This window comes from Nostocoides sp. HKS02, assembly GCF_009707485.1.
Taxonomy (GTDB): domain Bacteria; phylum Actinomycetota; class Actinomycetes; order Actinomycetales; family Dermatophilaceae; genus Pedococcus.
Map to the genome: position 1 here is coordinate 1,184,959 of NZ_CP046121.1, position 22,325 is coordinate 1,207,283.

Annotated in this window: 21 protein-coding genes and 1 pseudogene; 8 read left to right on the forward strand and 14 right to left on the reverse strand. The window is 71.8% G+C overall.

Going from position 1 to position 22,325, the window contains the following annotated elements:
• Nucleotides 1–105: 105 nt before the first annotated feature.
• The 8 genes and pseudogenes from GKE56_RS05615 to pcaH form a co-directional block, all read right to left on the reverse strand.
• Nucleotides 106–1,294 (reverse strand): annotated as a pseudogene (locus tag GKE56_RS05615) (4-hydroxybenzoate 3-monooxygenase).
• Between the two features lie 7 nt (nt 1,295–1,301).
• Entirely contained in the window at nt 1,302–1,991 is a 690-nt protein-coding gene (locus GKE56_RS05620; RefSeq protein ID WP_154683701.1) for a 3-oxoacid CoA-transferase subunit B, read from the reverse strand.
• Complete coding sequence (locus GKE56_RS05625; RefSeq protein ID WP_154683702.1) at nt 1,988–2,650, reverse strand: 3-oxoacid CoA-transferase subunit A; 663 nt, start codon at nt 2,648–2,650, stop codon at nt 1,988–1,990. Before GKE56_RS05625 ends, GKE56_RS05620 begins: the two co-directional genes overlap by 4 nt.
• Nucleotides 2,651–2,652: 2 nt before the next feature.
• Nucleotides 2,653–3,063, reverse strand: coding sequence for a 4-carboxymuconolactone decarboxylase (pcaC, locus tag GKE56_RS05630; protein WP_154683703.1), 411 nt, complete (start codon nt 3,061–3,063; stop codon nt 2,653–2,655).
• Nucleotides 3,056–3,850 (reverse strand): alpha/beta fold hydrolase, encoded by a 795-nt coding sequence (locus GKE56_RS05635; RefSeq protein WP_154683704.1) that lies wholly within the window; start codon nt 3,848–3,850, stop codon nt 3,056–3,058. Before GKE56_RS05635 ends, pcaC begins: the two co-directional genes overlap by 8 nt.
• Nucleotides 3,843–5,054 carry a lyase family protein gene (locus GKE56_RS05640; protein WP_154683705.1) on the reverse strand — a complete coding sequence of 404 codons (1,212 nt, stop codon included), beginning with the start codon at nt 5,052–5,054 and terminating at the stop codon, nt 3,843–3,845. Before GKE56_RS05640 ends, GKE56_RS05635 begins: the two co-directional genes overlap by 8 nt.
• The gene (gene pcaG / locus GKE56_RS05645) at nt 5,051–5,632 is read right to left on the reverse strand and encodes a protocatechuate 3,4-dioxygenase subunit alpha (protein WP_154683706.1); all 582 of its coding nucleotides are present in this window, start codon (nt 5,630–5,632) and stop codon (nt 5,051–5,053) included. The genes GKE56_RS05640 and pcaG overlap by 4 nt, the downstream gene beginning before the upstream one ends.
• Nucleotides 5,625–6,392 (reverse strand): protocatechuate 3,4-dioxygenase subunit beta, encoded by a 768-nt coding sequence (gene pcaH, locus GKE56_RS05650; RefSeq protein WP_195908254.1) that lies wholly within the window; start codon nt 6,390–6,392, stop codon nt 5,625–5,627. The genes pcaG and pcaH overlap by 8 nt, the downstream gene beginning before the upstream one ends.
• A gap of 68 nt (nt 6,393–6,460) precedes the next feature.
• On the opposite strand from pcaH, the gene GKE56_RS05655 reads away from it, so the two are divergent.
• Nucleotides 6,461–7,231 carry an IclR family transcriptional regulator gene (locus tag GKE56_RS05655; RefSeq protein ID WP_154683707.1) on the forward strand — a complete coding sequence of 257 codons (771 nt, stop codon included), beginning with the start codon at nt 6,461–6,463 and terminating at the stop codon, nt 7,229–7,231.
• A gap of 22 nt (nt 7,232–7,253) precedes the next feature.
• Here the strand turns inward: GKE56_RS05655 and GKE56_RS05660 are convergent, their stop codons facing one another.
• From GKE56_RS05660 to GKE56_RS05685, 6 genes are all read right to left on the reverse strand, one after another.
• Complete coding sequence (locus GKE56_RS05660; RefSeq protein WP_154683708.1) at nt 7,254–8,099, reverse strand: alpha/beta hydrolase; 846 nt, start codon at nt 8,097–8,099, stop codon at nt 7,254–7,256.
• A complete protein-coding gene (locus GKE56_RS05665) occupies nt 8,096–9,364 on the reverse strand; it encodes an amidohydrolase family protein (protein WP_154683709.1) in 1,269 nt (422 codons plus the stop codon). Before GKE56_RS05665 ends, GKE56_RS05660 begins: the two co-directional genes overlap by 4 nt.
• Nucleotides 9,365–9,444: 80 nt before the next feature.
• On the reverse strand, nt 9,445–10,296 hold the full coding sequence (locus GKE56_RS05670) for a fumarylacetoacetate hydrolase family protein (protein WP_154683710.1): 852 nt from the start codon (nt 10,294–10,296) through the stop codon (nt 9,445–9,447).
• A gap of 2 nt (nt 10,297–10,298) precedes the next feature.
• The gene (locus tag GKE56_RS05675; RefSeq protein ID WP_154683711.1) at nt 10,299–11,183 is read right to left on the reverse strand and encodes a fumarylacetoacetate hydrolase family protein; all 885 of its coding nucleotides are present in this window, start codon (nt 11,181–11,183) and stop codon (nt 10,299–10,301) included.
• Between the two features lie 81 nt (nt 11,184–11,264).
• Complete coding sequence (locus GKE56_RS05680; RefSeq protein ID WP_154683712.1) at nt 11,265–11,825, reverse strand: carboxymuconolactone decarboxylase family protein; 561 nt, start codon at nt 11,823–11,825, stop codon at nt 11,265–11,267.
• Nucleotides 11,826–11,862: 37 nt separating this feature from the next.
• Nucleotides 11,863–12,726, reverse strand: a complete 864-nt coding sequence (locus tag GKE56_RS05685; RefSeq protein ID WP_154683713.1) for an IclR family transcriptional regulator — start codon at nt 12,724–12,726, stop codon at nt 11,863–11,865.
• 261 nt (nt 12,727–12,987) lie between these two features.
• Between GKE56_RS05685 and GKE56_RS05690 the strand changes: the two genes are divergently transcribed.
• The 7 genes from GKE56_RS05690 (at nt 12,988) to GKE56_RS05725 (ending at nt 22,261) form a co-directional block, all read left to right on the forward strand.
• Nucleotides 12,988–13,644 (forward strand): SDR family NAD(P)-dependent oxidoreductase, encoded by a 657-nt coding sequence (locus GKE56_RS05690; protein ID WP_230209213.1) that lies wholly within the window; start codon nt 12,988–12,990, stop codon nt 13,642–13,644.
• Nucleotides 13,645–13,711: 67 nt separating this feature from the next.
• Nucleotides 13,712–15,490 (forward strand): SDR family NAD(P)-dependent oxidoreductase, encoded by a 1,779-nt coding sequence (locus GKE56_RS17255; RefSeq protein ID WP_230209214.1) that lies wholly within the window; start codon nt 13,712–13,714, stop codon nt 15,488–15,490.
• Complete coding sequence (locus GKE56_RS05705; protein WP_195908255.1) at nt 15,487–16,452, forward strand: ketopantoate reductase family protein; 966 nt, start codon at nt 15,487–15,489, stop codon at nt 16,450–16,452. The genes GKE56_RS17255 and GKE56_RS05705 overlap by 4 nt, the downstream gene beginning before the upstream one ends.
• Before the next feature lie 140 nt (nt 16,453–16,592).
• Nucleotides 16,593–17,615, forward strand: a complete 1,023-nt coding sequence (locus tag GKE56_RS05710) for a sugar ABC transporter substrate-binding protein (protein ID WP_195908256.1) — start codon at nt 16,593–16,595, stop codon at nt 17,613–17,615.
• Between the two features lie 10 nt (nt 17,616–17,625).
• Nucleotides 17,626–18,741: an ABC transporter permease gene (locus GKE56_RS05715; RefSeq protein ID WP_154683717.1), complete on the forward strand. Its 1,116-nt coding sequence runs from the start codon at nt 17,626–17,628 to the stop codon at nt 18,739–18,741.
• 3 nt (nt 18,742–18,744) lie between these two features.
• Entirely contained in the window at nt 18,745–19,560 is an 816-nt protein-coding gene (locus GKE56_RS05720; protein ID WP_154683718.1) for an ATP-binding cassette domain-containing protein, read from the forward strand.
• Nucleotides 19,561–19,576: 16 nt separating this feature from the next.
• Nucleotides 19,577–22,261 (forward strand): family 78 glycoside hydrolase catalytic domain, encoded by a 2,685-nt coding sequence (locus GKE56_RS05725; protein WP_230209215.1) that lies wholly within the window; start codon nt 19,577–19,579, stop codon nt 22,259–22,261.
• The last annotated feature ends 64 nt before the right edge of the window (nt 22,262–22,325 follow it).

A 22,325-nucleotide genomic window follows, 5' to 3' on the forward strand; every position in this document is an offset into this window, starting at 1 on the left:
CGACGCGGCGGTGGTCATGGGTATGCCGCACCGGTGTCCAGAGCGCGTGGCGAGGCGAGTCGGGCCCGAACGGTCGATCCGGCCCTCGTCCGTTCGGCCGAGCCGTCAGCGGTCGGGCCAGCCGGTGTAGCCCTCGGCGAGCCAGGTGGACCCGGCCCGCGAGCCGACCACGGAGGCGAGCTCACCGATCTGACGCCGAATGTCGAAGTCGCTCGCGTCAGGCAGGCGGTGCAGCATCGTGGTCATCCAGTACGAGAAGTGCTGCGACCGCCACACCCTGGACAGGGCCCGCTGCGTGTAGCCCTCGAGGGCGTCGTCGTCGCCCGTGCGCAGGACGCGCTCGAGGGCCTCGGCCAGCACCCGCACGTCCGCCAGCGCGAGGTTAAGGCCCTTGGCCCCGGTCGGCGGCACCGTGTGGGCCGCGTCCCCGGCCAACAGCAGGTTGCCGTAGCGCATCGGCTCGTTGACGAAGCTCCGGAAGCGGAGCACCGCCTTGTCGGTGATCGGCCCCTCGACCAGAGCGTGGCCGTTGGCGCCGACCCTGGCCTGGAGCTCGGACCAGATCCGGTCGTCGGACCACGAGTCGACGTCCTCCTCGGGATCGCACTGGAAGTACATGCGCTGCATCGACTCGGTGCGCTGGCTGATGAGCGCGAACCCCCGCTCGGAGTGGTTGTAGATCAGCTCGGGTGCACTCTTCGGTGCCTGGCACAGGATCCCGAACCAGGCGAACGGGTACTCGCGAAAGTACTGCCGCCGCTGGCTTTCCGGGATCTCGTGGCGAGTCAGGCTGCGCGATCCGTCAGCGCCGACGAGGTACCGACAGTGGACCTCCTGCGACCCGCCGGAGGAGTCGGTGAAGCGGATCACGGGCCGCTCGCTGGTGAGGTCCGCGACGGCGGTGTCACTGACGCCGAAACGGACGTCCCCGCCGGCCTTCTCCCGCGCGGTCGCGAGGTCCGTGAAGACCGAGGTCTGCGGGTAGAGCCACACCGACGCCCCGACGAGGTCCCGGAAGTCGACGCGGTGCGAGGAGCCGCCGAAGGCCAGCTCGATGCCGGCATGCTCGTCACCGGCCGTGAGGACGCGGTCCGAGACCCCGCTGTCCACGAGGGAGCCGGACGCTGTCGCGTTCGAGGATGCCGGCGCGGACCGTGTTCTCGATCTCGAGCCGGGTGCGGTGGTCCACGACGACCGAGTCGATCCCCTGCAACGCGAGCAAGTGCGCGAGCATCAGGCCGGCGGGTCCGCCGCCGACGATGCCCACCTCGGTGGTGGTCACCTGCGGTGCCATGGCGTCCTCATCTCGGGCTCGAAGGCGTTGTTCCATCAAGGAGCGGTATGCCGGTCAGCTCGCGAAGGCGTGCGACCTCGACCCCGAACACCTCGCGGACCACGACGCCCTCAGGGGCGATCAGGAAGACGGCGAGGTCGGTGTAGACCCGGCTCACGCACGACACCCCGGTGAGCGGGTAGGTGCACTCGGGCACGAGCTTGGGGGCACCGTCGCGAGCGAGCAAGTTCATCATGACGAACGTCTGCTTGGCCCCGAGGGCGAGGTCCATGGCGCCCCCGACAGCGGGGATGTCACCGGGCTTGCCGGTGTGCCAGTTGGCGAGGTCGCCGGTCGCCGAGACCTGGTAGGCGCCGAGGACGCAGACGTCGAGGTGGCCGCCACGCATCATCGCGAACGAGTCGGCATGGTGGAAGTACGACGCCCCTGGGAGCTCGGTGACAGGCACCTTGCCCGCGTTGATGAGGTCGGCGTCCACCTCGTCACCGTGCGCCTCTGGACCCATGCCCAGCATGCCGTTCTCGGTGTGCAGCATGACCGCGCCCTCGGGACTCAGGTGGTTGCCGACCTTGGTGGGCAAGCCGATCCCGAGGTTGACGAACGAGCCGTGCGGGATGTCTCGTGCGACCAAGGCGGCGAGGGAGTCCTGGTCCAGGCCCGCGTGAACCGGGACGGCTCGTCCCTGCGCCGGGCTCACCGCGCCACCTCGACGACACGGTCGACGTAGACGCACGGGGTGACGACGTGCTCGGGATCCAGCCCGCCGACCGGCACGATCGAGCCCACCTGCACGACGGTCGTCGTCGCGGCGGCCGCCATGATCGGGCCGAAGTTGCGGGCGGTCTTGCGGTACACGAGGTTGCCGAGAGTGTCGGCGACGTGCGCGGACACGAGGGCGACGTCCGCGTGCAAGGGGTACTCCAGCATGTAGTGCCGCCCGGCGATCTCGCGGACCTCCTTGCCCTCGGCCAGCGGCGTGCCGTACCCGGTCGGGGTGTAGAACGCCCCGATTCCCGCACCAGCGGCCCGAATTCGTTCGGCGAGGTTGCCCTGGGGCACCAGCTCGAGCTCCAGCTCCCCGGCCCGGTACGCCGCGTCGAAGTGCCACGAGTCCGCCTGACGGGGGAACGAGCAGACCATCTTGCGCACCCGGCCGGCACGGATGAGGGCAGCCAGGCCGACGTCGCCGTTGCCCGCGTTGTTGTTCACCACCGTCAGGCCGGTGGCGCCCGACCCGATGAGCGCGTCGACGAGCTCGACGGGCTGGCCGGCCGGGCCGAAACCGCCGATCATCACCGTGGCGCCGTCCGCGATGCCTGCCACGGCCTCGGCCGGGCTCGACACGATCGTCGCCATCCTCAGTCCCGACCCTCGGCAACGCCGTCGAGTCCTTCGAAGACACCCCGCGCCACGGCATACCCATGGTTGGCGACCGGCACGCCGCAGTAGACGGCGCTCTGCAGGATCACCTCACCGATCTCCTCGTCGCTCAGGCCGTTCGTGCGAGCAGCCTTGACGTGCATGGCGAACTCGTCCCAGTGACCCAGCGCGAGGAGGGCGCTCAGCGTGGCGACGCTGCGCATGCGGCGGTCCAGCCCGGGCCGGGTCCAGACACTCCCCCAGGCGTAGCGCGTGATGAGCTCCTGGAAGTCCTCGGTGAAGGCCGTGGCCGTCGCCTGGGCGCGGTCGACGTGCTCGTCGCCGAGCACCTCGCGGCGCACGGCGAGGCCCGCGGCATACGGGTCGGGGCGGTCGGTCTGGTCAGGCACGGGAGCCCTCCTCGAGGTGGTGGAGCAGCAGGTATGCCGTGCCCGAGGGGTCCTCGGCCGGCGGCAGGTGGGCACAGCCGGCCATGACGTGCAGCCGGGCACCGGGCGCGGCCGCGGCGGTGGCCGTGGCCAGCTCGACGGTCACCACCGGGTCGTGCTCGCCCGGGGCCACCACAAGCGGCACCGCTACCTGGTCGAGGCGCGCCCGGAGGTCGAAGTCCGCCAAGGCCTCGCACGCGAGTGAGTAGGACTCGGCATCCGCATCGGAGAGCGAGAGCAGGAGCCGGTTCGCGGTGGCCGGGTCGCGGTCGACGAAGCCTGCGGCAAACCAGCGCTGCGCCGACCCGGCAACCATGACGGGTGTGCCGGCCCGGCGCACCAGTGCGGCCCGGTCGCGCCAGGCGTCCGGCTCGGAAATCTTCGCGGCCGAGGCGAAGCACCCGACGGCGGCGAACGGACCTGGGTCGATGGCAAGCTCGAGACCAACGGCGCCCGCGAGTGAGACGCCGGCATACGAGACCGGGCGGGACCCACCGCTCGCGACCGTGGCGCCGATCCGGCGCACCTCGGCGGCGAGCTCGGCCACGCTGAACGGCGCCGTGGCGGGCCGGCTTCGGCCGTGGCCGGGCAGGTCCCACCCGAATACCTCGAACCGCTCGCTCAGCAGGCTCGCAGCGGCCCCCCAGAGGGCCTCGACCGACGTGCCCAACGAGGGCCCGACGACGAGAACCTCTGCGCAGGTCGGCGACCCGGCGAGGCGGGTGATGGCCAGCTGTCCCTCAACCATGCCGGGGACCGTCCTTCGGGAGCCGGGCGAGGACGTGGTCGACGAACTGCCCGGTCGCGCCGAGGTAGTCCTGCGGGGTGCCACCGCCACCACGTTCCGCCAGCAACGAGTCCGCCGCCGCGACCACCCGGGCCTGCATGACGACGGCATCGACCTCGAGCCCGCTCGCCAGCTCGGCAGCCTGCGAGGTGGCCGTCACGGTGAGCTCGAGGAGCCGCCGCAGCGCGGGCCACTCGGAGTGCCAGGCGCCATCGGGGCGCTCGTCGACGGCCTGCCCCGCGGCGAGGTGCAGCTGGGCACCGAGCAGGGGGGCCTGGAGCGCGGCGCTGCGGACCAGGACGCTCAGGACCGGGTTGCGCTTGTGCGGCATCGTCGACGAACCGCCACGGCCGGCCACCGCGCCCTCACGGACCTCCGCGATCTCCGGGCGCGACAGCAGGGCCACATCGGTGGCCACGACGCCGACCGCGTCGCACGCCCCGACGAGGGCGTCGCCCAGCCGGGTGACCGGCGTCCGCGTCGTGTGCCAGGGCAGGCCAGGCCACACCAGGGCGAGCTCGTCGGCGAAGGCCCGGGCGACCGCCACCGGGTCGCCCGCGACCTCGGCAACGAGGGAGAGCGTGCCGCCGGCTCCCCCGCACTGGACCGGCAGGCGGTCCAGGACGTCCTCGACCTGCTCGAGTGCATCGAGCACTCCCGAGAGCCACTGGGACGCCTTGAGGCCGAAGGTGATCGGGACGGCATACTGCGTGAGCGTCCGCCCGGCCATCACGGTGCCGCGATGCGTCTGCGCCAGCTGCCCCAACGCGCGCGCCGCTGCCGCGAGGTCCTCCCGGATGCGCGTGAGGGCATCGCGGGCGAGCAGGACGAGCGCGGTGTCGAGCACATCCTGGCTGGTCAGGCCGCGGTGGATCAGGGTCGAGACGCGGGGCTCCCGCACGCTGTCGCGCAGCAGCTGGACGAGCGGGACCACCGGGTTGCCGGCAGCTTCGGTATCGGCTCGCAGCCGGACCAGGTCGACGTCGAGCGACGAGACGGCCGCCGCGGCCATCTCGGCGTCGTCGGGGTTGATCGCGCCGACGGAGGCCAGCGCGCGCAGCCACCCGACCTCGACGCGCACCATCGCGGCCAACAGGGCGGCGTCGTCGGCGACACCCGACGCCCGGCCGGACCCGGGCTCGAGCAGCCCGTTCGCGGGGCTCATCGCCGGTGCCCGGGGAAGGTCAGGAAGACGGTCTCGGCCTCACCCTGGAGATGGAGGTCGAACCGCAGCCCGCCGTCGGGCTCTCGGGTGGCCACCAGGCTGTCGCGCCGATCGGCTGGCAGCGAAGCGAGCAGCGGGTCGTCCTGGAGGTGCGGTCCCGGCACGTAGGCCCGGGTGAACAGCCGGTCCAGCAGACCCCGGGCGACCACGACTACGGAGAAGAACGCCGCGCCATCACGCCCGCTCGGCCCCGGCGCGATGGTGGTGAAGGCGTAGCGGCCGCCCGCGTCGGTCGCGCACCGGCCCCACCCGGCGAAGACCATCCCGTCGCGGCGCAGGGCACCCTCCACCGCGGGGACCTGACCGTTGCGGTCGGCTTGGCGGATCTCGACGAGGGAGTCGGGGATGGGTGCCCCGCTGCCGTCGTAGACGACCCCGTGCAGGCGGATGGCGTCCGGGGTCGCCGGGGGCACGAGCTCGTGGTCCTGGTCGTACGGCAGCGCGTAGTGGAAGAACGGCCCCACGGTTTGTCCAGGAGTGGCGGCGCGTGGGCTCGGGGCGCCAGCCAGGTCAGGCATCGTCGTCCTCCCGCTCCACCGGCGTCGCATGGCTGCCCGTGAGGACGACGTCCCAGCGGTAGCCCGTCGCCCACTCGTGCTGCGTCAGGTCGTGGTCGTACGTCGCGACCAGCAGCTCGCGCGCGGCGGGGTCGGTGATGGACTGGTAGATCGGGTCGAGCGCGAACAGCGGGTCGCCCGGGAAGTACATCTGCGTGACGAGGCGCTGGGTGAACTCACGCCCGAACAGCGAGAAGTGGATGTGGGCCGGGCGCCAGGCGTTGTGGTGGTTGCGCCACGGGTACGGCCCCGGCTTGATCGTCGTGAAGCGGTAGACGCCGTCACCGTCGGTCAGGCAGCGCCCCATCCCGGTGAAGTGCGGGTCGAGGGGGGCCGGGTGCTGGTCGCGCTGGTGCACGTAGCGCCCGGCGGCGTTGGCCTGCCACACCTCGACGAGCTGGTGGCGGACCGGCCGCCCGTCGCCGTCGATGATCCGCCCGGTGACGACGATCCGCTCGCCCAGCGGGTCGCCGCCTCGCGCAATGGTGAGGTCCGCCTCGAGCGGGCTCACGTCTGAGTGCCCGAAGACCGGGGCCACGAGCTCGGCGCCCTCGGGATCCACCCGCCAGAGCGCCTTGGTGGGGTGGCGCAGGACCGAGCTGCGGTATGCCGGGAAGTCCACCTGCGGCTGTGGGTCGCCCGGGCGCGCCTCGCGGTGGGCCAGCGCGATCTCCTCGCTCACCCGGGACTGCGGGTCGAGGCCGGCGTGCGTCGTCGTCACCCTCAGATAGTGGCGCGATGCGACCCCAGTGCGCGAGGATGGCCTTTCACTCAGTGAAAGACGGAGCCATGGCGGGTAACACCTCGACGGCGGGCGCGACGGTCGTCTCGCGAGCCTTGGCCCTGCTGTACGCCTTCGACGAGCAGCACCGACGCCTCACCCTCACCGAGCTGGCCACGCGCGCGCAGCTGCCCGTGCCCACGGCATACCGGATGGCTCGCGAGCTCGTGGCCGGTGGCGCGCTGGTGCGCCGGGCCGGTGGCGAGTACGTCGTGGGGCGCCGGATGTGGGACATCGGGCTGCTGGCGCCGGTGCAGACCGGCTTGCGCCAGGTCGCCTCGCCGTTCCTCACCGACATCCACGCGGCGACCCTGGCCACCGTGCACCTCGCCATCCGCGACGGGAGCCACGTGCTCTACCTCGAGCGCCTGTCCGGCAAGGCGTCGGTGCCCGTGGTGAGCCGGGTGGGTTCGCGCCTGCCGCTGCACGCCACGGGGGTCGGCAAGGTGCTGCTCGCCCACGCGCCCGAGGAGGTGGTCGAGCAGGTCCTGGCCGGGCTACCCCGGCTGACGCCGTACACGATCGTGCAGCCGGCCCGGCTCCGCGAGCAGCTGGCGACGGTGCGCAGGGACGGCTACGCCACGACGGTGGAGGAGATGACCCTCGGCGCCTGCTCGCTCGCCGTGCCGGTGTGGTCGGCCCACGGCGAGGACCGCAGCGACGCCGCAGTCGTGGCGGCGGTGGGGGTCGTGGTGCCGTCGTTGAAGCGCGATCGGAGCCGGCTGTTGGCCGCGCTCCAGGTTGCGGCGCAGGGCATCGGCCGCAGCATCTCGCGGTGAGCACGGCATCCCGTCGGGAGGTTTACGCCCGCGATCCGTGGTCGACCAGGAAGTCGGCCGTCCGGTCGAGCCAGAGGTCGAGGGCGTCGTCGGGCAGGTCGGGGAACAGGTGCCCCTGCCCCGGCACGACGGCGAGCTCTGCCTGGGCGCCGACGGCCTCCAGCGCCGCGAGGAGCCGCTCGCTCTGGTGCAGCGGCACCGCCACGTCGGCGTCACCGTGGACGAGCAGGAACGGCGGGGCGCCCGCTGCCGCGTGGTGGACCGGGCTCGCCGCGCGGGCCAGCTCGGGCACCGCCGCAGCGGGAGCGCCGAGGAGCAGCGCCTCGCGCGAGCCAGCGCCGCGATCCACCTCGCCTCCCACCGCGGCAAGGTCGTCAGGCATGGCCTCGAGGTCGGTGACGGGGTACCACGCTGCGACGGCGGCGACGGCTGCACGGTCGGCCGAGGTCAGCGCATGGAGGGCGGCGAGGTGTCCGCCTGCGCTGACCCCGAAGACGGTGAGCCCGCCCGAGCCCAGGGCTAACTCGTCGCGCCGGTCCAGGACGAAGGCGCAGGCCGCGGCCACGTCGTCCTGCTGTGCCGGGAACTGCGCCTCACCGCTGAGCCGGTAGTCGGCCGAGACGACCGCGAGCCCGCGTGCCGCCATCCGGGCGAAGCGACGCCACGACGTGGGAGACAGCGACCCCGGACCCTGACGGCGCGACCCGACCCGCCAGCCGCCGCCGTGCAGGTAGACGCAGACGGCGCGGGGAGCCGGTGGGATGTAGACGTCGAGCGAGAGCGGTCGGAACCCCGTCGGCGAGGAGTACACGACGTCGCGGTGGACGACGACCCCCGCGCCCGGATCGGTGGTCTCGGAACCCGTCACGCGGCCAGTGGCGACGGGCTCTTGTGGAAGGCGCCACCCTGCACGATGAAGGCCAGGTTGTCGGCGTCCTCGAGGAGCGTCACGTCCGTGGTCGGGTCACCCTCCACGACGAGCAAGTCGGCGAGGTAACCGGGCTTGAGCAGGCCGAGCTCGTCGCCCATGCCCATCAGCTGGCCGCCGTACTGCGTGGCGGCGACGAGTGCCTCGACCGGGGAGTAGCCCAGCTCCCGCACGAACAGTCCGAGGTCTCGGGCGTTGCGCCCAATGGGGTTGTTGGGGAAGCCGTAGTCGCCGCCGATGAGCGCCCGGATGCCGCGCTTGCAGATCTCGGGGTAGATCGCGCGCATCCCGTCCAGGGCATCCACCGAGCCCATGGTCCGGGCGACCTCGCTGGTGATGCCGAACTCCTCGCCCTCGTAGACGTTGGCGTAGATGATGCCGGGCGCGGGCGAGACGAACGCGAAGTCCTTGACCGACTCGAGCAGGTCCAGGGCCTCCTCGTCGGCATACGTGCAGTGGTAGATCGAGCGGAAGCCCGCCTTCACCGCGAGCTTGACCGACTCCGGCGACTGGCAGTGGCCGTTGAGCCAGACACCGGTCTCGCGGGCGGCCTGCCCGGCGGCATTCAGCTCCTCGGCGGTGTACTGCGTCATGTGGCTGCCGCCAGGGACGAACACGTCGTCGTTGCTGACGAGGAACTTGACGCTGTCGAACCCCTGCGCCGCGTGCTCGCGAACCCAGGTCGCGCAGGCCTCGGGGCCCTGCCAGTCGGCCTCGAAATGCCCGTCCGGGCGCTGCGGGTGGTTGTCGCGCTCGGCCGCCGCCGCCAGCAGCCGCGGACCCGGGATCACCCCGGCGCGGATCTTGTCGCGAACCACCGGCTCGACGGGCATGGGCAGCAGGGAACCCGCGGAGTATGCCGAGGTGAACCCTGCGTCGAGCAGGATCGCCGCGTTGCGCTCGGTGCGGGCGAGCTCGGACTCGAAGCCCTCGATGTGCCGGAAGAACGAGACGTCGACTGGTGGGTTGAACCGCGGGTCGATGTGGCCGACGGCCGAGGGAAAGGTGAGGTGGGCGTGGGACTCGATCAGGCCGGGCATGACGGTGTGACCGGTCACGTCGACGGCGACGGCACCGTCGGGCACCTCGTGGCGGCCGACGCGGACCTCGACGATGCGGTCACCCTCGAGCACCACGTCGCCGGGGAAGGCCGCTGATCCCGTCCCGTCGAAGACCTGACCACCGGTGAACACTGTGCGCGTCATGGCGTGACCTCATTATCACATCGTGAAAATCGTTTTCAGAATTCTGGATGGCGCGTCGCGCCCTGTCAAGGCTAGGCGCGTCACCGACCGTTCGTCGGGGCGACGAACGTCTGCCGCAGCTCGCCGATCCCCTCGACCCTGCTGACGAGGACCTCGCCGGCCCGCAGGAACCGCGGCGGGGTGCGGCGGTTGCCCACGCCGGCCGGTGTCCCGGTGAAGATGAGGTCGCCCGGCAGCAAGGGGCAGATCGCCGAGAGGCGCGCGACGAGGTCGTCGACGGGGAAGATCATCTCGCTGGTGCGGCCGTGCTGGACGACCTCGCCGTCGAGCGTCGCCTCGAACGCCAGGTCGTCGCGGTCGGGGAGCTCGTCCGGCGTCACCGCCACCGGACCCACCGGTCCGAAGCCCGGGTGCGACTTGGCCAGGGAGAACTGCGGCGGGGTGCCCTGGAGCTGGTACACCCGCTCGGAGAGGTCCTGGCCGACGGTGAGGCCGGCGACAGCGTCCCAGGCCTGCGACCGGTCGATCCGGTACCCGCCCCGGCCGATCACCGCGACGACCTCGATCTCCCAGTCGACGTGACCGGGCGGCAGGGCGACGGTGCCGACCGGCCCGGTGATGCAGCTGGGGAACTTCGTGAAGACGAGTGGCTCCTCGGGCGGCACGTACCCCGCTTCGGCGGCGTGCGGGCGGTAGTTGAGGGCCACGGCGAAGACCTGCCGCGGCATCGGGACCGGCGCGCCGAGCTCCTCGGGCCGCACGTCGCGGGCCAGCGCCCAGTCGGCCCGCTTCGCCCACTCCCGCACGGCGTCCCACTGGGCCAGGGCCGCAAGGGCATCAGAAGGGATCTCGCCACCCGATGCCGTCGCAACGTCCAGGGCGCGGTCGCCGTCGACGAGGACGAAGCGGCCCTCGACCGTGCCGAACCGCACGGTCAGTCCGTGGCCGAGGAGTAGAGGTCCGTCGTGTACGGCTCGGTGTCGTGCGCATCGCGCCAGGCGACGACGTGGTTGCGCAGGATGCCGATGCCCTCGATCTCGGCCTCGATGCGGTCGCCGGGGTTGAGGTAGAACTCGAACGGGTCGGGCTGGATGGCGGCCACGCCCGAGATGGTCCCCGTCGTGATGATGTCGCCGGCGCTGTAGCCCTGGGCCGAGTGGTGCGCCACCAGGTGCGGGATCGAGATGAGCATCTGCGAGGTGTTGCCCTTCTGCCGCACGTCGCCGTTGACCCGCAGCTCCATCCGCATCGCCTGCGGGTCGGCGATCTCGTCCTTGGTGACGATCCACGGCCCGATCGGGCAGAAGGTGTCGATGGCCTTGGAGAACGAGAACACGCCTGACTGCATCTCGCGCCGCTGGATGTCGCGGGCCGTGATGTCGTTGAAGACCAGGTACCCCGCGATGTAGTCCTCGGCCTCCTCGGGCCCGAAGAACTTGCCGCTCTTGCCGATGACCACGGCCAGCTCGAGCTCGTAGTCGAGCTCCTTGGTCAGCCCCTCGGGATAGACGATCGCCTCGTCCGGGCCGATGATCGCGTCGACGTTCTGGAAGAACACGATGCCCTTGTGCACGGGGTGCGACCAGTTGACGGCCTGGAGCTCCTCGTGGTGGTCGGAGAAGTTGCCCGCCGTGTGGAAGAACTTCTTGGGCACGATCGGCGCCCGGAGGGTGACCTCGGCGAGGGCCAGGCGCTCGCCGGTCTCGGCCACGTCGCCGCCTCGCTCGAAGTACTCGCGCGTCGACGCGCAGTCCAGGACGACGACCGAATCCCCGTCGACATGACCGACCCGGCCCTCGTCGAACGTCACGAGCTTCATGGGGCTACCCTCCGCGTTGAGTTCCGCAACTTTCATTCATTGAAAGTGACTTTCACATTCTGAACGGGACTCTGGCCGCTGTCAAACCCGGAAGACCCGCAGCTGCAGAGCGAGCGTCGCGTAGTAGCCCACCAAGGTGGTCAGCTCGAACACCCCGGCCTCGCCGACCAGGTCCACCAGCTGCGCGTATGCCGCGTCGTCGAGGTCCCCGTCCCCCGCCAGGCGTGCCGCCGCCTCCGCGAGGGCCCGCTCGTCCGCCGGCAGCGCGGCATACTCACCGGAGCGGATGCCGTCGAGCTCCTGCTGCGAGAGACCGACGTGGCGACCGACCGCCTCGTGGGCCTGCCATTCGAAGGCGGACGACCAGCGCACCGCGACGACGAGGATCGCGACCTCACGGGCGCGGTCGGTCAGGGCCGTGTCGTAGCGGATGGCCGACCCGACGGCCTGGAGCGCTCCGCCGAGCCGGGGCTGCAGGAGGAAGGCGTTGAACGGGCCCTCGAGCCCGCCGTCGGAGTCGGTGAGCGCGAACAGCTGCGGCCCCTGGGCGCGGCGCCCACCGGCGATCGCGTCATAGACGGCGCGCTGGTCGTCGTCGAGGTCCTGGGGGTGGAGCCGGGCGATCCGGGCGACGTGGGTCATGCGACGTGGGTCATGCGACGTGGGTCATGCGACGAGGTCACGCGACGACGCCGGAGGACACCAGCGTGCTGATCTCGCCGCAGGTCGCGAGGAGCGCCGGCTTGAGCTCGTCGACGAGCCGCTCGGTCGACCAGTCGCGCGCCTGCACCGCAAGGTTCACCCCCGCGACGACCTTGCCCTCGGACCCGAGGACGGGGGCAGCCACCGAGCGCAGGCCGTAGGCGAGCTCCTCGTCCTGCACGGCCCAGCCCTGGGACCGGATGGCGCGCAGCTCGTCGCGCAGCTGCGCGAGCGACCGCTTGGCGTTCGGACCGTGCTGTGTCTCGAACGACTCCGGGGTGATGCGGGACCGCAGGTCGTCCTCGTCGAGGTGGGCCAGCAGGAGCTTGCCGATGGACGTCGTCACGGCAGGCAGCGTCGAGCCGACCTGGATGTTGGCGGTCACGAGGTCCCGGTTGCGCAGCCGCACGAGGTAGAGCACCCGGTCGCCGGTGAGGACCGCGAGGTTGACGGTCTCGCCGGTGGCCTCACCGAGCCGCTGGAGCTTCGGCGTGGCCAGCCCGACGAGGTCCAGGCTGCGCAGGGCGGCCGTGCCCAGCGTGAGCGTGCGCACGCCCGGGCGGTAGTCGCCGTTCGGCAGGTGGTCGAGGTAGCCCTCGGCGGTCAGCGTCATGACCACGCGGTAGACGGTGGGCATGGGCAGCCCCGCCTCGGCGGCCAGGTCGGTGACCCGCCAGGTCGGTCGCTGCTCGTCGAAGAGCGTGAGCAGCCGCAACCCCTTCGCCAGCGCCTCGACCCGGTACTCCGGCTTGTCAGCGACCGCGGCCTCTGACGAGCCGGTGTGCCCGGGGGCGCCGGACTTGGCCGGGGCACCGTCCTGCGCGCTCTTCCTCGGTGACATGTGTCGACCCTTCCTGTCCGGCGCCGTGCCGGCGTCAGTGTGACGGCCAGCCTAGAGCCGGCCCTGGTGCGCGGTTCTGTGGACACCAACGCGCCCACCGACTATCTTGTTGAGAAAGTCGCTTTCATAATACGAGAACTCCGGGGAGAATGCACGCGATGGATGACTGGCTCAGCTTGGCGGGACGATCCGCCGTCGTCGTCGGCGCCGGAGGTCTCGGAGCGGCCAGCGCCCTCAGCCTCGCGGCACAGGGGGGCCAGTGTGGTCGTCCTCGACGTCAACGAGGCCAACCTCGACGCGGTGAACCGCACCGCGAAGGACACCGGGGTGTCGCTCGAGACCCGCACCGTGGACGTCAGCACCCCCGAGGGGAGCCGCGCCGCGCTCGACGAGGCGGTCGAGGTGGTCGGCACCCCCCAGGTCTTCCTCCACGCCGTCGGCCGCAACAACCGCCGCCCGATCCTCGACCTGAGCGACGCCGACTGGCAGGGCATGATCACCCTCAACCTGTCCACCGCGTGGTGGCTGGGTCAGGAGATGGGGCGACGCATGGTGGCAGCCGGCTACGGGCGGATGGTCTTCGTGTCCTCGGTCTCGGGCCTGCTGGCGCACGCCAACCACGCGCCCTACGCCGCCAGCAAGGGAGGCATCAACCAGCTGATGCGGGTCATGGCGCGGGAATGGGCGCCGTACAACGTCACCGTCAATGCCGTCGCCCCCGGCTACGTCGAAACCGACCTCACCCGCGCCTACCTCGACAGCGACGGCCACCGCGCCGAGCTGGAGTCCCTCGTGCCGGCCGGACGGCTGGGCCGACCCCACGAGGTCGCCGACGCCGTCACCTTCCTCGCCTCGGACCGCGCCGCGTTCATCACCGGTCAGGTCCTCTACATCGACGGGGGCCGCGTGCTCGTCTGACGAGCTCGTCCTGGGCGTTCTCGCCTGAGCCGCTCCCCCACCCGACCCCACCGCAGAAAGGCTGTCCATGTCACTCCCCCCGCTGCCCATCCCCCGCCGTTTCGAGGGCCGATCCGTCGTCGTCACCGGCGCTGGCACGGGCTTCGGTGCCGAGATCGCGGTCCGGGCCGCCCAGGAGGGCGCCCGCGTCATCGGGATCCACTACCGCAGCTCGAAGGAGGGGGCCGAACGCACCGCCGCGCGGGTGCGCGCCGAGGGCGCGGACGCCGTGCTGCTCCAGGCCGACATCGTCGACTGGGCGCAGGTCGCCGCGATGGCTGACGCGGCGTTCGAACAGCTCGGCTCCGTCGACGTGCTGGTCAACAACGTCGGGGACGTCGCGCGCGAGCAGATGTCCTGGCGCGACATCACGCAGGAGTCGATCGACCACGTCCTGGCCGTCGACATCAAGGGCACCATGGCCTGCATCCACGAGTTCGGCCAGCGCATGCTCGACCAGGGTCATGGTGCGATCGTCAACATCGGCTCGACCGTGATCGTCCGTGGCAGCGCCCGCGCACCGCAGTATGCCGCCGCGAAGTACGGCCTGCTCGGCGCCACCAAGTCCTACGCCCACGCCTTCGCGCCCACGGTGCGCGTCAACATCTTCGCGCCGGGCTTCATCGAGACCGAGGCCACGCTGGGACGCGACGACTGGAAGTCCGGACGCGGCGACCAGCTGCGCAAGCTGACCCCGATGGGCCGCATCCCCGGGCCGGCCGAGCTGGCCGGGGCGGCGCTTGTTCCTCGCCACCGACGACGCGCACCACATGACGGGCGGGTACCTGGTCGCCGACGGCGGCTACAACATGGTCGGCGCCTGACCATGGCCGCGACCCACCCGCGCGACATCTCCCTGGCCCAGGCCCGCGCCGTGGTCCGAAGGGCCGTGGACAAGGCCGAGCAGCTCGGCCTGCACGGCGGGATCGCGGTCGTCGGGGCGAGCGGGGCCCTGGTCACCGCCTCGCGGCTCGACCACGGCGGACTCGGCGGTATGGGGCGCGCCGCCTCCAAGGCGTGGATCTCCGCCACGCAGCAGATCCCGAGCGTCGAGCACCTCCACCGGATGACCTCGCTCCCCCAGCCGATCGCGGCAGGCTTCGTCGCCGTCTCCCCACAGGCAGCCTTTCCCGGCGGCGGTGGACTGCCCATCGTCGACGACGACGGCGTCGTGGTCGGCGGCATCGCGGCATCCGGCGCCACCGTGAGCCCGTTCTTCCCCGCCGGGCTCGCGGCCGAGGACCTCAGCGTCGACGGGCAGCCGGCCAACCCCGAAGACCTGCTCATCGCCTACGCCCTCGACCTCCCCTACGTCTCGCAGCACGGCGACGACCAGGGCCGGTGGTCGGCGCGGTTCGGTGAGCTGCGGGTCGAGCCGGCGGCGAGCCGCGGGATGGCGACTGCACCGGCCGCCTCCCGCCAGCACGAGCTCAACTGGGCCATCGCGCTGTGCGACCGACTCATGGCGGCCGCCACCGACCGTGACCTTCGCGTGTCTGTCGCCGTCGTGGACCGCGGCGGCGACCCGGTGCAGCAGGACCGCATGGACGGCGCAGCCGCCGCGGGCGTCGAGGTGGCCCTCGCGGTGGCCACCTCGTCCGCCCGGTTCGGCGCGCCGAGCGAGCGGCTCGCGACCGACTACGGACCGTCCCTGGCCGCCGTCGCGGCGCTCCACCCGGCCCCCTTCCTCGCCCTGCCGGGTGGACTCCCCCTCACCGAGGAGGGCCGCCTCGTCGGTGGGGTCGGGGTGGGCGGCGCCGACCCCGCGACATGCGCCGACCTGCTGCGCAGCGTGGTCGAGGCATGACCACCACCTCCTCGCCGGTTCGGGTCGCCGTGCTCGGGTGCGGTGCCATCGGCAGCCTGTATGCCGCGCACCTCGCCCGCGTCGACGGCGTCGAGGTCTGGGGCGTCGACCCGTGGACCGAGCACGTCGAAGCCATCTCGGCGCGCGGCCTGCGGGTCGTCGGTGCGGCCGAGTTCGTCGCCCGGGTCCATGCGGTCACCGACGCGCGCCACCTGCCATCCTGCGAGTTCGCGATCGTGGCGACCAAGTCGGCCCACACGCGCGCGGCCGTCGAGGCCGCGCGCGGGGCCATCGCGTCCGCCGCGGCCGTCAGCGTCCAGAACGGCATCGGCAACGAGGAGGCGATCGCCGAGGTCGTGCCGTTCGTCATCCGCGGCAGCATCGTGCCCGCAGGGGCCGTCCCGGAGCCCGGGGTGGTCCGGTTCGACGCACCCGGGGAGTCCTGGTTCGGCCCGTTCGAGCCCAGCCCCGCCCCGGCGGGCTCGATCGCCCGGCTCGCCGAGCTGCTGACCCAGGGCGGGCTGCCGACCCATGCGCTCGACGACGCCCGCGGCCCGCAGTGGACCAAGGTTGTCTTCAACGCCGCGACGAGCCCCCTGTCCGCCCTGACCGGGCTCACCGTGGGTCAGGTGTGCACCGACCCGGCCCTGCGCCACGAGGTCGACGGGCTGATCGCCGAGGCGCTTGCCGTGTGCGACGTCGCGGGGATCACGCTCACCCGCTCACCCCACGAGTCGGTCGAGGAAGCGATTCGAGAGGCCTACTGGCACAAGCCTTCCATGCTCCAGGACGTCCTCGCCGGGCGACGCAGCGAGGTCGACGTCCTCAACTGCGGCATCGCGGCGGAGGGACAGCGCGTCGGAGTGCCGACGCCGCGACACGACCTCATGGTTGCCCTGGTCCGAGGCCTCGAGCTGGCCCGCTCGGGCAACGCCAGCTCGGCGCCCGAAGAAACCGCCTGAAGAAACCCTGAGCACCGCCCGCGTCCGCGCCGCGACTTTCGGCAAAACCGTGGACATCGGGGGTGGGTGCGCCTACAGTATTCACAAATCGAAAGTGACTTTCACGTAGTGAGAGTCCCATCTCAAAGAGGAGACCGATCGTGAGCACCCTTCGTCGGCGTCGCACGACATCCCTGTCAGTCCTGGCGATCGGCTCGGCGACGGCACTGCTCGCCGCCTGCGCCTCCGGGACCGGCTCCGCCACGACCACCTCGTCGTCCTCGAGCTCGTCGAGCTCCTCGACCTCGGCCGCCAGCGGCGGGGCGCTCCCGAAGAGCCTCGTCTTCTCTCCGCTGTCGCTCGCTCCGCCCGCCCTGCAGGGGCTGTCCAAGGGCGTCCAGGGCTACGCCGGGTCCAAGGGCTGGCAGGTGGTCGTCCAGGACCCCAACTTCAACCCCACCAAGCAGACCCAGGACCTCAGCGCCGTCATCGACTCGGGCCGGGTCGGCGCCGCGTGGGTGCTCGCGATCGCCCCCAAGGGCTTCGGCGACATGCTCAAGAAGGCCCAGTCGAAGGGCGTCCCGATCCTCGTCAACGGCAAGCCGGACGAGTACGGCCTCTCGGGCCCCCAGCCCGGGATCACGTTCGACTACATCGACTACTCGCAGGCCGGCACCGCGATCGGTGACCAGCTCGGCAAGTGCGTCAACAGCAAGCTCGGCGGCAAGGCCAACGTCCTGTTCTCCACCTCGGCCGCGGGGACGGCCGGCAAGCAGGAGATGGAGGCCGCGGCGAAGAAGGCCCTGGCCGCGGCGGCTCCGCAGGCCAAGATCGTCGACGAGCAGATCATCGTCGACCGCACCAAGGGCGTGACGACGATCGCCAGCTCGCTGCAGGGACACCCGAACCTCAACGCCATCATGTCCACCGGTGACGAGGGCACGCTGGCCGCCATCACCGCGTTTCAGTCCGCTGGCAAGACCCTCGGGTGCAACGTCGACTTCGGCGGCAACGACGAGGTCCTCGGCCTCGTGAAGTCGGGCAAGATCTTCGCCTCCGTCGCGCTGCAGTTCCAGGCCGACATGGCCCAGTCCTTCGACACCCTGGTCAAGATGCAGGCTGACCCCAAGGCGGTCGGCCAGGTGCTGGTCGTGCCGCAGAAGATCGTCACCCAGAACGGCTGAGATGACCCTCATGAACGCCACTCCCACCACGCCGCGCGCGGCCGTCCCCTCTCCGGAGGGGGCGGCCGGGACGCCGGGGCCTGCCGCGGCGGGCACTGCAGCGGCCACTGCGGTGGCCCCCGCCGGGACGAGTGACCCGCTCGCGATCCGCGCCCTGATCTTCGTGCGCGAGCGCGGCATCTTCGTCCTCTGGGCCCTGATCATCGTGATCTTCTCGCTCTGGGCGAGCCCCTACTTCGCCACCCTCGACAACAGCGTCCTCATCGCCAACGGCGCCGCCCTGACGGCGATCTTCGCCGCGGGCGTCGCGGTCGGCATCATCTGTGGAGCGCTCGACCTGTCGATCCCGGGGGTGGCCGCCATCGCCAGCTGCACGACCGGCTGGCTGATGACGCACGGTCAGCTCGTCGTCGTGTCCATCGCCGCTGGTATCGCGGTGGGTGCGCTGGTCGGGCTCGCGAACGGTCTGATCTCCCTGCGGGGCTTCAACCCCATCATCGTCACGATCGGCACGTTGTCGATCACCACCGCGGCCGCGGCGCTCATCGCCGGCGGCTACACCTTCCCGGGCCTGACCAACCTGACCTTCATGGGCACCCAGCGCTACCTCGGGGTGCCCGCCCCGGTCTGGATCGTGGCGGTGCTCTTCGTGGTCCTCACCGTGTTCCTCACCCGCACGCGCGACGGCATACGGATGATGGCGGTCGGCGGCAACGCCGAAGCCGTGCGCCGCTCGGGCATCCACAGCGACCGCTACAAGGTGGCGGGATTCGTCATCAGCTCGATCTGCGCCGCCCTCGGAGGTCTGGTCACCACCGCTGTCGTCACCGAGGCCAGCCCCTCGGCGAGCCCCGGCATCATCTTCGACGCCCTCACGGCCGTGGCCCTCGCCGGTGTCTCGCTCGCGGGCGGGCGTGGCAGCCTGCCGCGCGTCCTCGTCGGCGCGCTCGTCCTCGGCACCATCACGAACGGCCTGACCGTCAAGGGCGTCCAGCCCTACTGGGCCACCGGGGTCACCGGCTTCCTCCTGCTGGCCTCGCTCGGCCTCGAGAAGTGGGTGTCGACCGCGGTCTCCCGCCGGCTCGTGGCCACGGCCTCGGCGTCCGTCCACTCAGGCAGGAGCTGACCGATGACGACCCCGACCGCACCCACCACCCGGGCGACCACCGCGACCGACGTCCCGGCTCTCGAGCTCGAGGGGGTCGACATGCACTACGGCTTCGTGCGTGCCCTGGCGTCCATCGACTTCCACGTCGGCCAGGGCGAGGTCGTCGGCCTGCTCGGCGACAACGGAGCGGGCAAGTCGACCCTCCTGAAGATCATGTCGGGTGCCCATCGGCCGACCGGCGGGACCATCCGCGTGCACGGCAGCGAGGTGGACTTCCACTCCCCCAGCGACTCGACGTCGGCGGGCATCCAGATGGTCTACCAGGACCTCGCCCTCGTCGACGCCGCGGACATCTCGACCAACCTCAACCTCGGCCGCGAGATCCTGCACAAGGGCCCGCTCGGCTGGCTGGGCTTCGTCGACCACAAGGCGCAGCGGCGCCGCGCCGAGGCCGAGCTGGACCGCCTCGGCGTGCGCACCGCCGCGATGACCCGCCCCGTCGAGATGCTCTCCGGCGGACAGCGCCAGGTGGTGGCCCTCGCGCGCAGCGCGACGAGGGTGACCGGCGACCGCAACGGTGTGCTCCTGCTCGACGAGCCCACAGCGGCACTGGGCTACGAGCAGACCCAGCAGGTCCACACCCTCATCCGGCGCATGTCCGACACCGGCATCGCCGTCGTCCTGGTGACGCACAACCTGCCGCTCGCCGTCGAGGTCTGCGACCGGATCGCGGTCCTCAACCGGGGGCAGAAGGTCGCCGACCTGCCGACCGCGGAGACCGACAACGACCAGCTCGTCGGCTGGATCACCGGGGCCCGGCCCTCGATGTTCCTCTGATCGGTATGCCGCGCCGGTGAGCTCGTCCAGCCCCGCCCCCCAGTCGGTGCGCGCCGACGTCGGCGGCGGCGACCCGTTCGGTCGCGGCGACCAGCCACGCCTGTCGTGGTGGCTGCCGCCGGGAGCCGTCACGCAGCACGCCTACCGGATCGTCACCGACGACGGCTACGACACCGGCCGGGTCGAGTCCGCTGACCAGGTCCGCGTCGGCGTTTCGGTGTTCGACCGCTCGCGGCGGGCCACCGCCGCCCGGGTGATGGTGTGGACCGAGCTCGGCGCGAGCACGTGGAGCGACCCGGTCGAGCTGGACAGCGGTCTGCTCGACGAGAGCGACTGGAGCGCGCAGTGGGTCGGGGTCGCCGAGGACCAGCGCCCGGAGAAGGGCCTGCGCCCTGCGTACTGGCTGCGGGCGAGGTTCGAGCTGACCGCGGAGCAGGCCGCCGATGGGGCTCGCCTTGAGGCGACCGCGCTCGGGCTCTACGAGGTCCACCTCAACGGTCAGCGGGTGGGCGACGAGGAGCTCGCACCCGGCTACACGCAGTACGCCCGACGCGTGCAGGCCCAGAGCCACGACGTCTCCGACCTGGTGCTCGCGGGCGAGAACGTCGTGGCGGTGCTCGTGTCCGACGGCTGGTACCGGGGCCAGGTGGGACTCCCCCGGGCGGCCGACCAGTACGGCACGGACCTCGCGCTCCGCCTGCAGATCGACGTACCGGACGCGCCCATCGCCGGCCCGGCGGATCCCGCCTGGCTGAGCGTGGTCGCGACCGGGCCGGACTGGCGGTGGTCCACCTCCCACATCACCGTGGCCGACCTCATCGGGGGCCAGCGCGAGGACCGACGGCTGGTCGACCCGAGCCTGCACACCCCCGCATACGACGACTCATCATGGCTGCCTGTGGTCCCTCGGGAAGTCACCGCGGCGGTCGTCCGCCCGGTCGCACCGCCGGTGCGCCGCATCGAGGAGCTGCGACCGGTCTCCGTGGCGCGCGTGGGCGAGGGCGGCGACCACCAGGTCGTCGACCTCGGCCAGAACATCAACGGCTGGGCGCGGCTGTCGCGCCTGGGGCCGGAGGGCACGCGGCTCGTCCTGCGTCACGGTGAGCACCTCGGTCCCGACGGAGACCTCACCACGACCCACCTCGACGTGGACGTGCCGATCTTCCCCGAGGCGCTGCCGGTCGGCCAGGTCGACGAGGTGACCTCCGCAGGCCGGCCCGGCGACGTCTTCGAGCCGCGGTTCACGACCCACGGCTTTCGCTACGTCCGGGTCGAAGGTCACCCTGACGAGCTCACCCCCGAGGACGTCACCGGAGTCGTGGTCCACTCCGACCTGCGCCGCACAGGGTGGTTCGAGTGCAGCGACGAGCGCGTGAACGCGCTGCACGAGGCCGTGGTCTGGTCGCTGCGCGACAACATCTGCGACATCCCGACCGACTGTCCCCAGCGCGAGCGGTCGGGGTGGACCGGTGACTGGCAGATCTTCGCGCCGACGGCCGCGTACCTGTTCGACGTGCTCGGGTTCACCCGCAAGTGGTTGCGGGACGTCGCGCTCGACCAGCGGGCCGACGGCTGCGTCGCCAACATCTCACCGTGCCCACCGATCGAGGGGTTCAGCGGTCCAGTGGGCCACGTGAACGGCTCGGCCGGGTGGGGAGACGTCGTCGTCAGCGCCCCGTGGGACCTCCACGAGGCGTATGCCGACGCGTCACTGCTGCGCGAGCTGTGGGGTCCGCTCACGGCGTGGGTCGACTACGCCGCCCGCGCCGCCCGGGACCAGCGCCACCCCTTCCGCGCCGCGACGCGACCTGAGGCAGCGGACCATGAGCAGTACCTCTGGGATGCCGGGTTCCACTGGGGTGAGTGGCTCGAGCCCGATGCCGACCTGAGTGACTTCGGCGCCTTCGCTGCTCAGGACCAGGGCGAGGTGGCCACGGCATACCTCCATCGGTCTGCGGCGACCGCCGCGCGGATCGGTGGGCTGATCGGCGCCGACGCTGCGCAGGTCGAGCACTACGCGACCACGGCCGAGCGTGCTCGAGCGGCTTGGCAGGCGGAGTTCGTGCGTCCCGACGGGTCCCTGCGCACGGCCACGCAGGCCGCGCACGTCCGGGCGCTCGCCTTCGGGCTGGTCGCGGACGAGCACCGCCAGGCCGTCGCGGACGAGCTGGTCCGGCTGATCGAGGCGGCCGGGACGCACCTCGGCACCGGCTTCCTCTCGACACCCATGCTCCTGCCGGTCCTCGCGGACCACGGCCACCTCGAGACCGCCTACGCCCTGCTGCTGCAGGACTCCGAGCCGTCGTGGCTGACCATGCTCGACCGCGGGGCGACCACCGTGTGGGAGCGCTGGAACGGGGTCGACGCTGCGGGGGTCGCCCACGAGTCGCTCAACCACTACAGCAAGGGCGCCGTCGTGTCGTTCCTGCACCGCTACGTCGCCGGGCTGCGGCCGGCCTCACCGGGCTACCGCTCGTTCGAGGTACGACCCCGACCCGGTGGCGGCCTCACCTCGGCGCACGCGACCCTCGAGTCGCCGTACGGCCGGATCGAGACCGCCTGGCGGCTCGACGCGGGTGTGTTCACCCTCGACGTCGCCGTGCCCGGGGCCGCCACCGCCGAGGTCGTCCTGCCCCAGGGTGGCACGCACCGCGTCGGCCCGGGCCGGCACACCTGGAGCGAGTCTTTGCCAACTCTTTAAGCCCGAGGGTGTGACCCACCCGGCAGGTCCTCGTTGTCCAGATCGGCCACACCCGTGGCCTGCC

Bases quoted from the DNA above. Each gene is read 5' to 3' on its own strand.
- GKE56_RS05625 (WP_154683702.1), bottom strand. From the start codon at position 2,650: ATGGCGACGATCGTGTCGAGCCCGGCCGAGGCCGTGGCAGGCATCGCG.
- GKE56_RS05635 (WP_154683704.1), bottom strand. From the start codon at position 3,850: ATGGTTGAGGGACAGCTGGCCATCACCCGCCTCGCCGGGTCGCCGACC.
- GKE56_RS05640 (WP_154683705.1), bottom strand. From the start codon at position 5,054: ATGAGCCCCGCGAACGGGCTGCTCGAGCCCGGGTCCGGCCGGGCGTCG.
- pcaG (WP_154683706.1), bottom strand. From the start codon at position 5,632: ATGCCTGACCTGGCTGGCGCCCCGAGCCCACGCGCCGCCACTCCTGGA.
- GKE56_RS05655 (WP_154683707.1), top strand. From the start codon at position 6,461: ATGGCGGGTAACACCTCGACGGCGGGCGCGACGGTCGTCTCGCGAGCC.
- GKE56_RS05665 (WP_154683709.1), bottom strand. From the start codon at position 9,364: ATGACGCGCACAGTGTTCACCGGTGGTCAGGTCTTCGACGGGACGGGA.
- GKE56_RS05675 (WP_154683711.1), bottom strand. From the start codon at position 11,183: ATGAAGCTCGTGACGTTCGACGAGGGCCGGGTCGGTCATGTCGACGGG.
- GKE56_RS05680 (WP_154683712.1), bottom strand. From the start codon at position 11,825: ATGACCCACGTCGCCCGGATCGCCCGGCTCCACCCCCAGGACCTCGAC.
- GKE56_RS05685 (WP_154683713.1), bottom strand. From the start codon at position 12,726: ATGTCACCGAGGAAGAGCGCGCAGGACGGTGCCCCGGCCAAGTCCGGC.
- GKE56_RS17255 (WP_230209214.1), top strand. From the start codon at position 13,712: ATGTCACTCCCCCCGCTGCCCATCCCCCGCCGTTTCGAGGGCCGATCC.
- GKE56_RS05705 (WP_195908255.1), top strand. From the start codon at position 15,487: ATGACCACCACCTCCTCGCCGGTTCGGGTCGCCGTGCTCGGGTGCGGT.
- GKE56_RS05715 (WP_154683717.1), top strand. From the start codon at position 17,626: ATGAACGCCACTCCCACCACGCCGCGCGCGGCCGTCCCCTCTCCGGAG.
- GKE56_RS05720 (WP_154683718.1), top strand. From the start codon at position 18,745: ATGACGACCCCGACCGCACCCACCACCCGGGCGACCACCGCGACCGAC.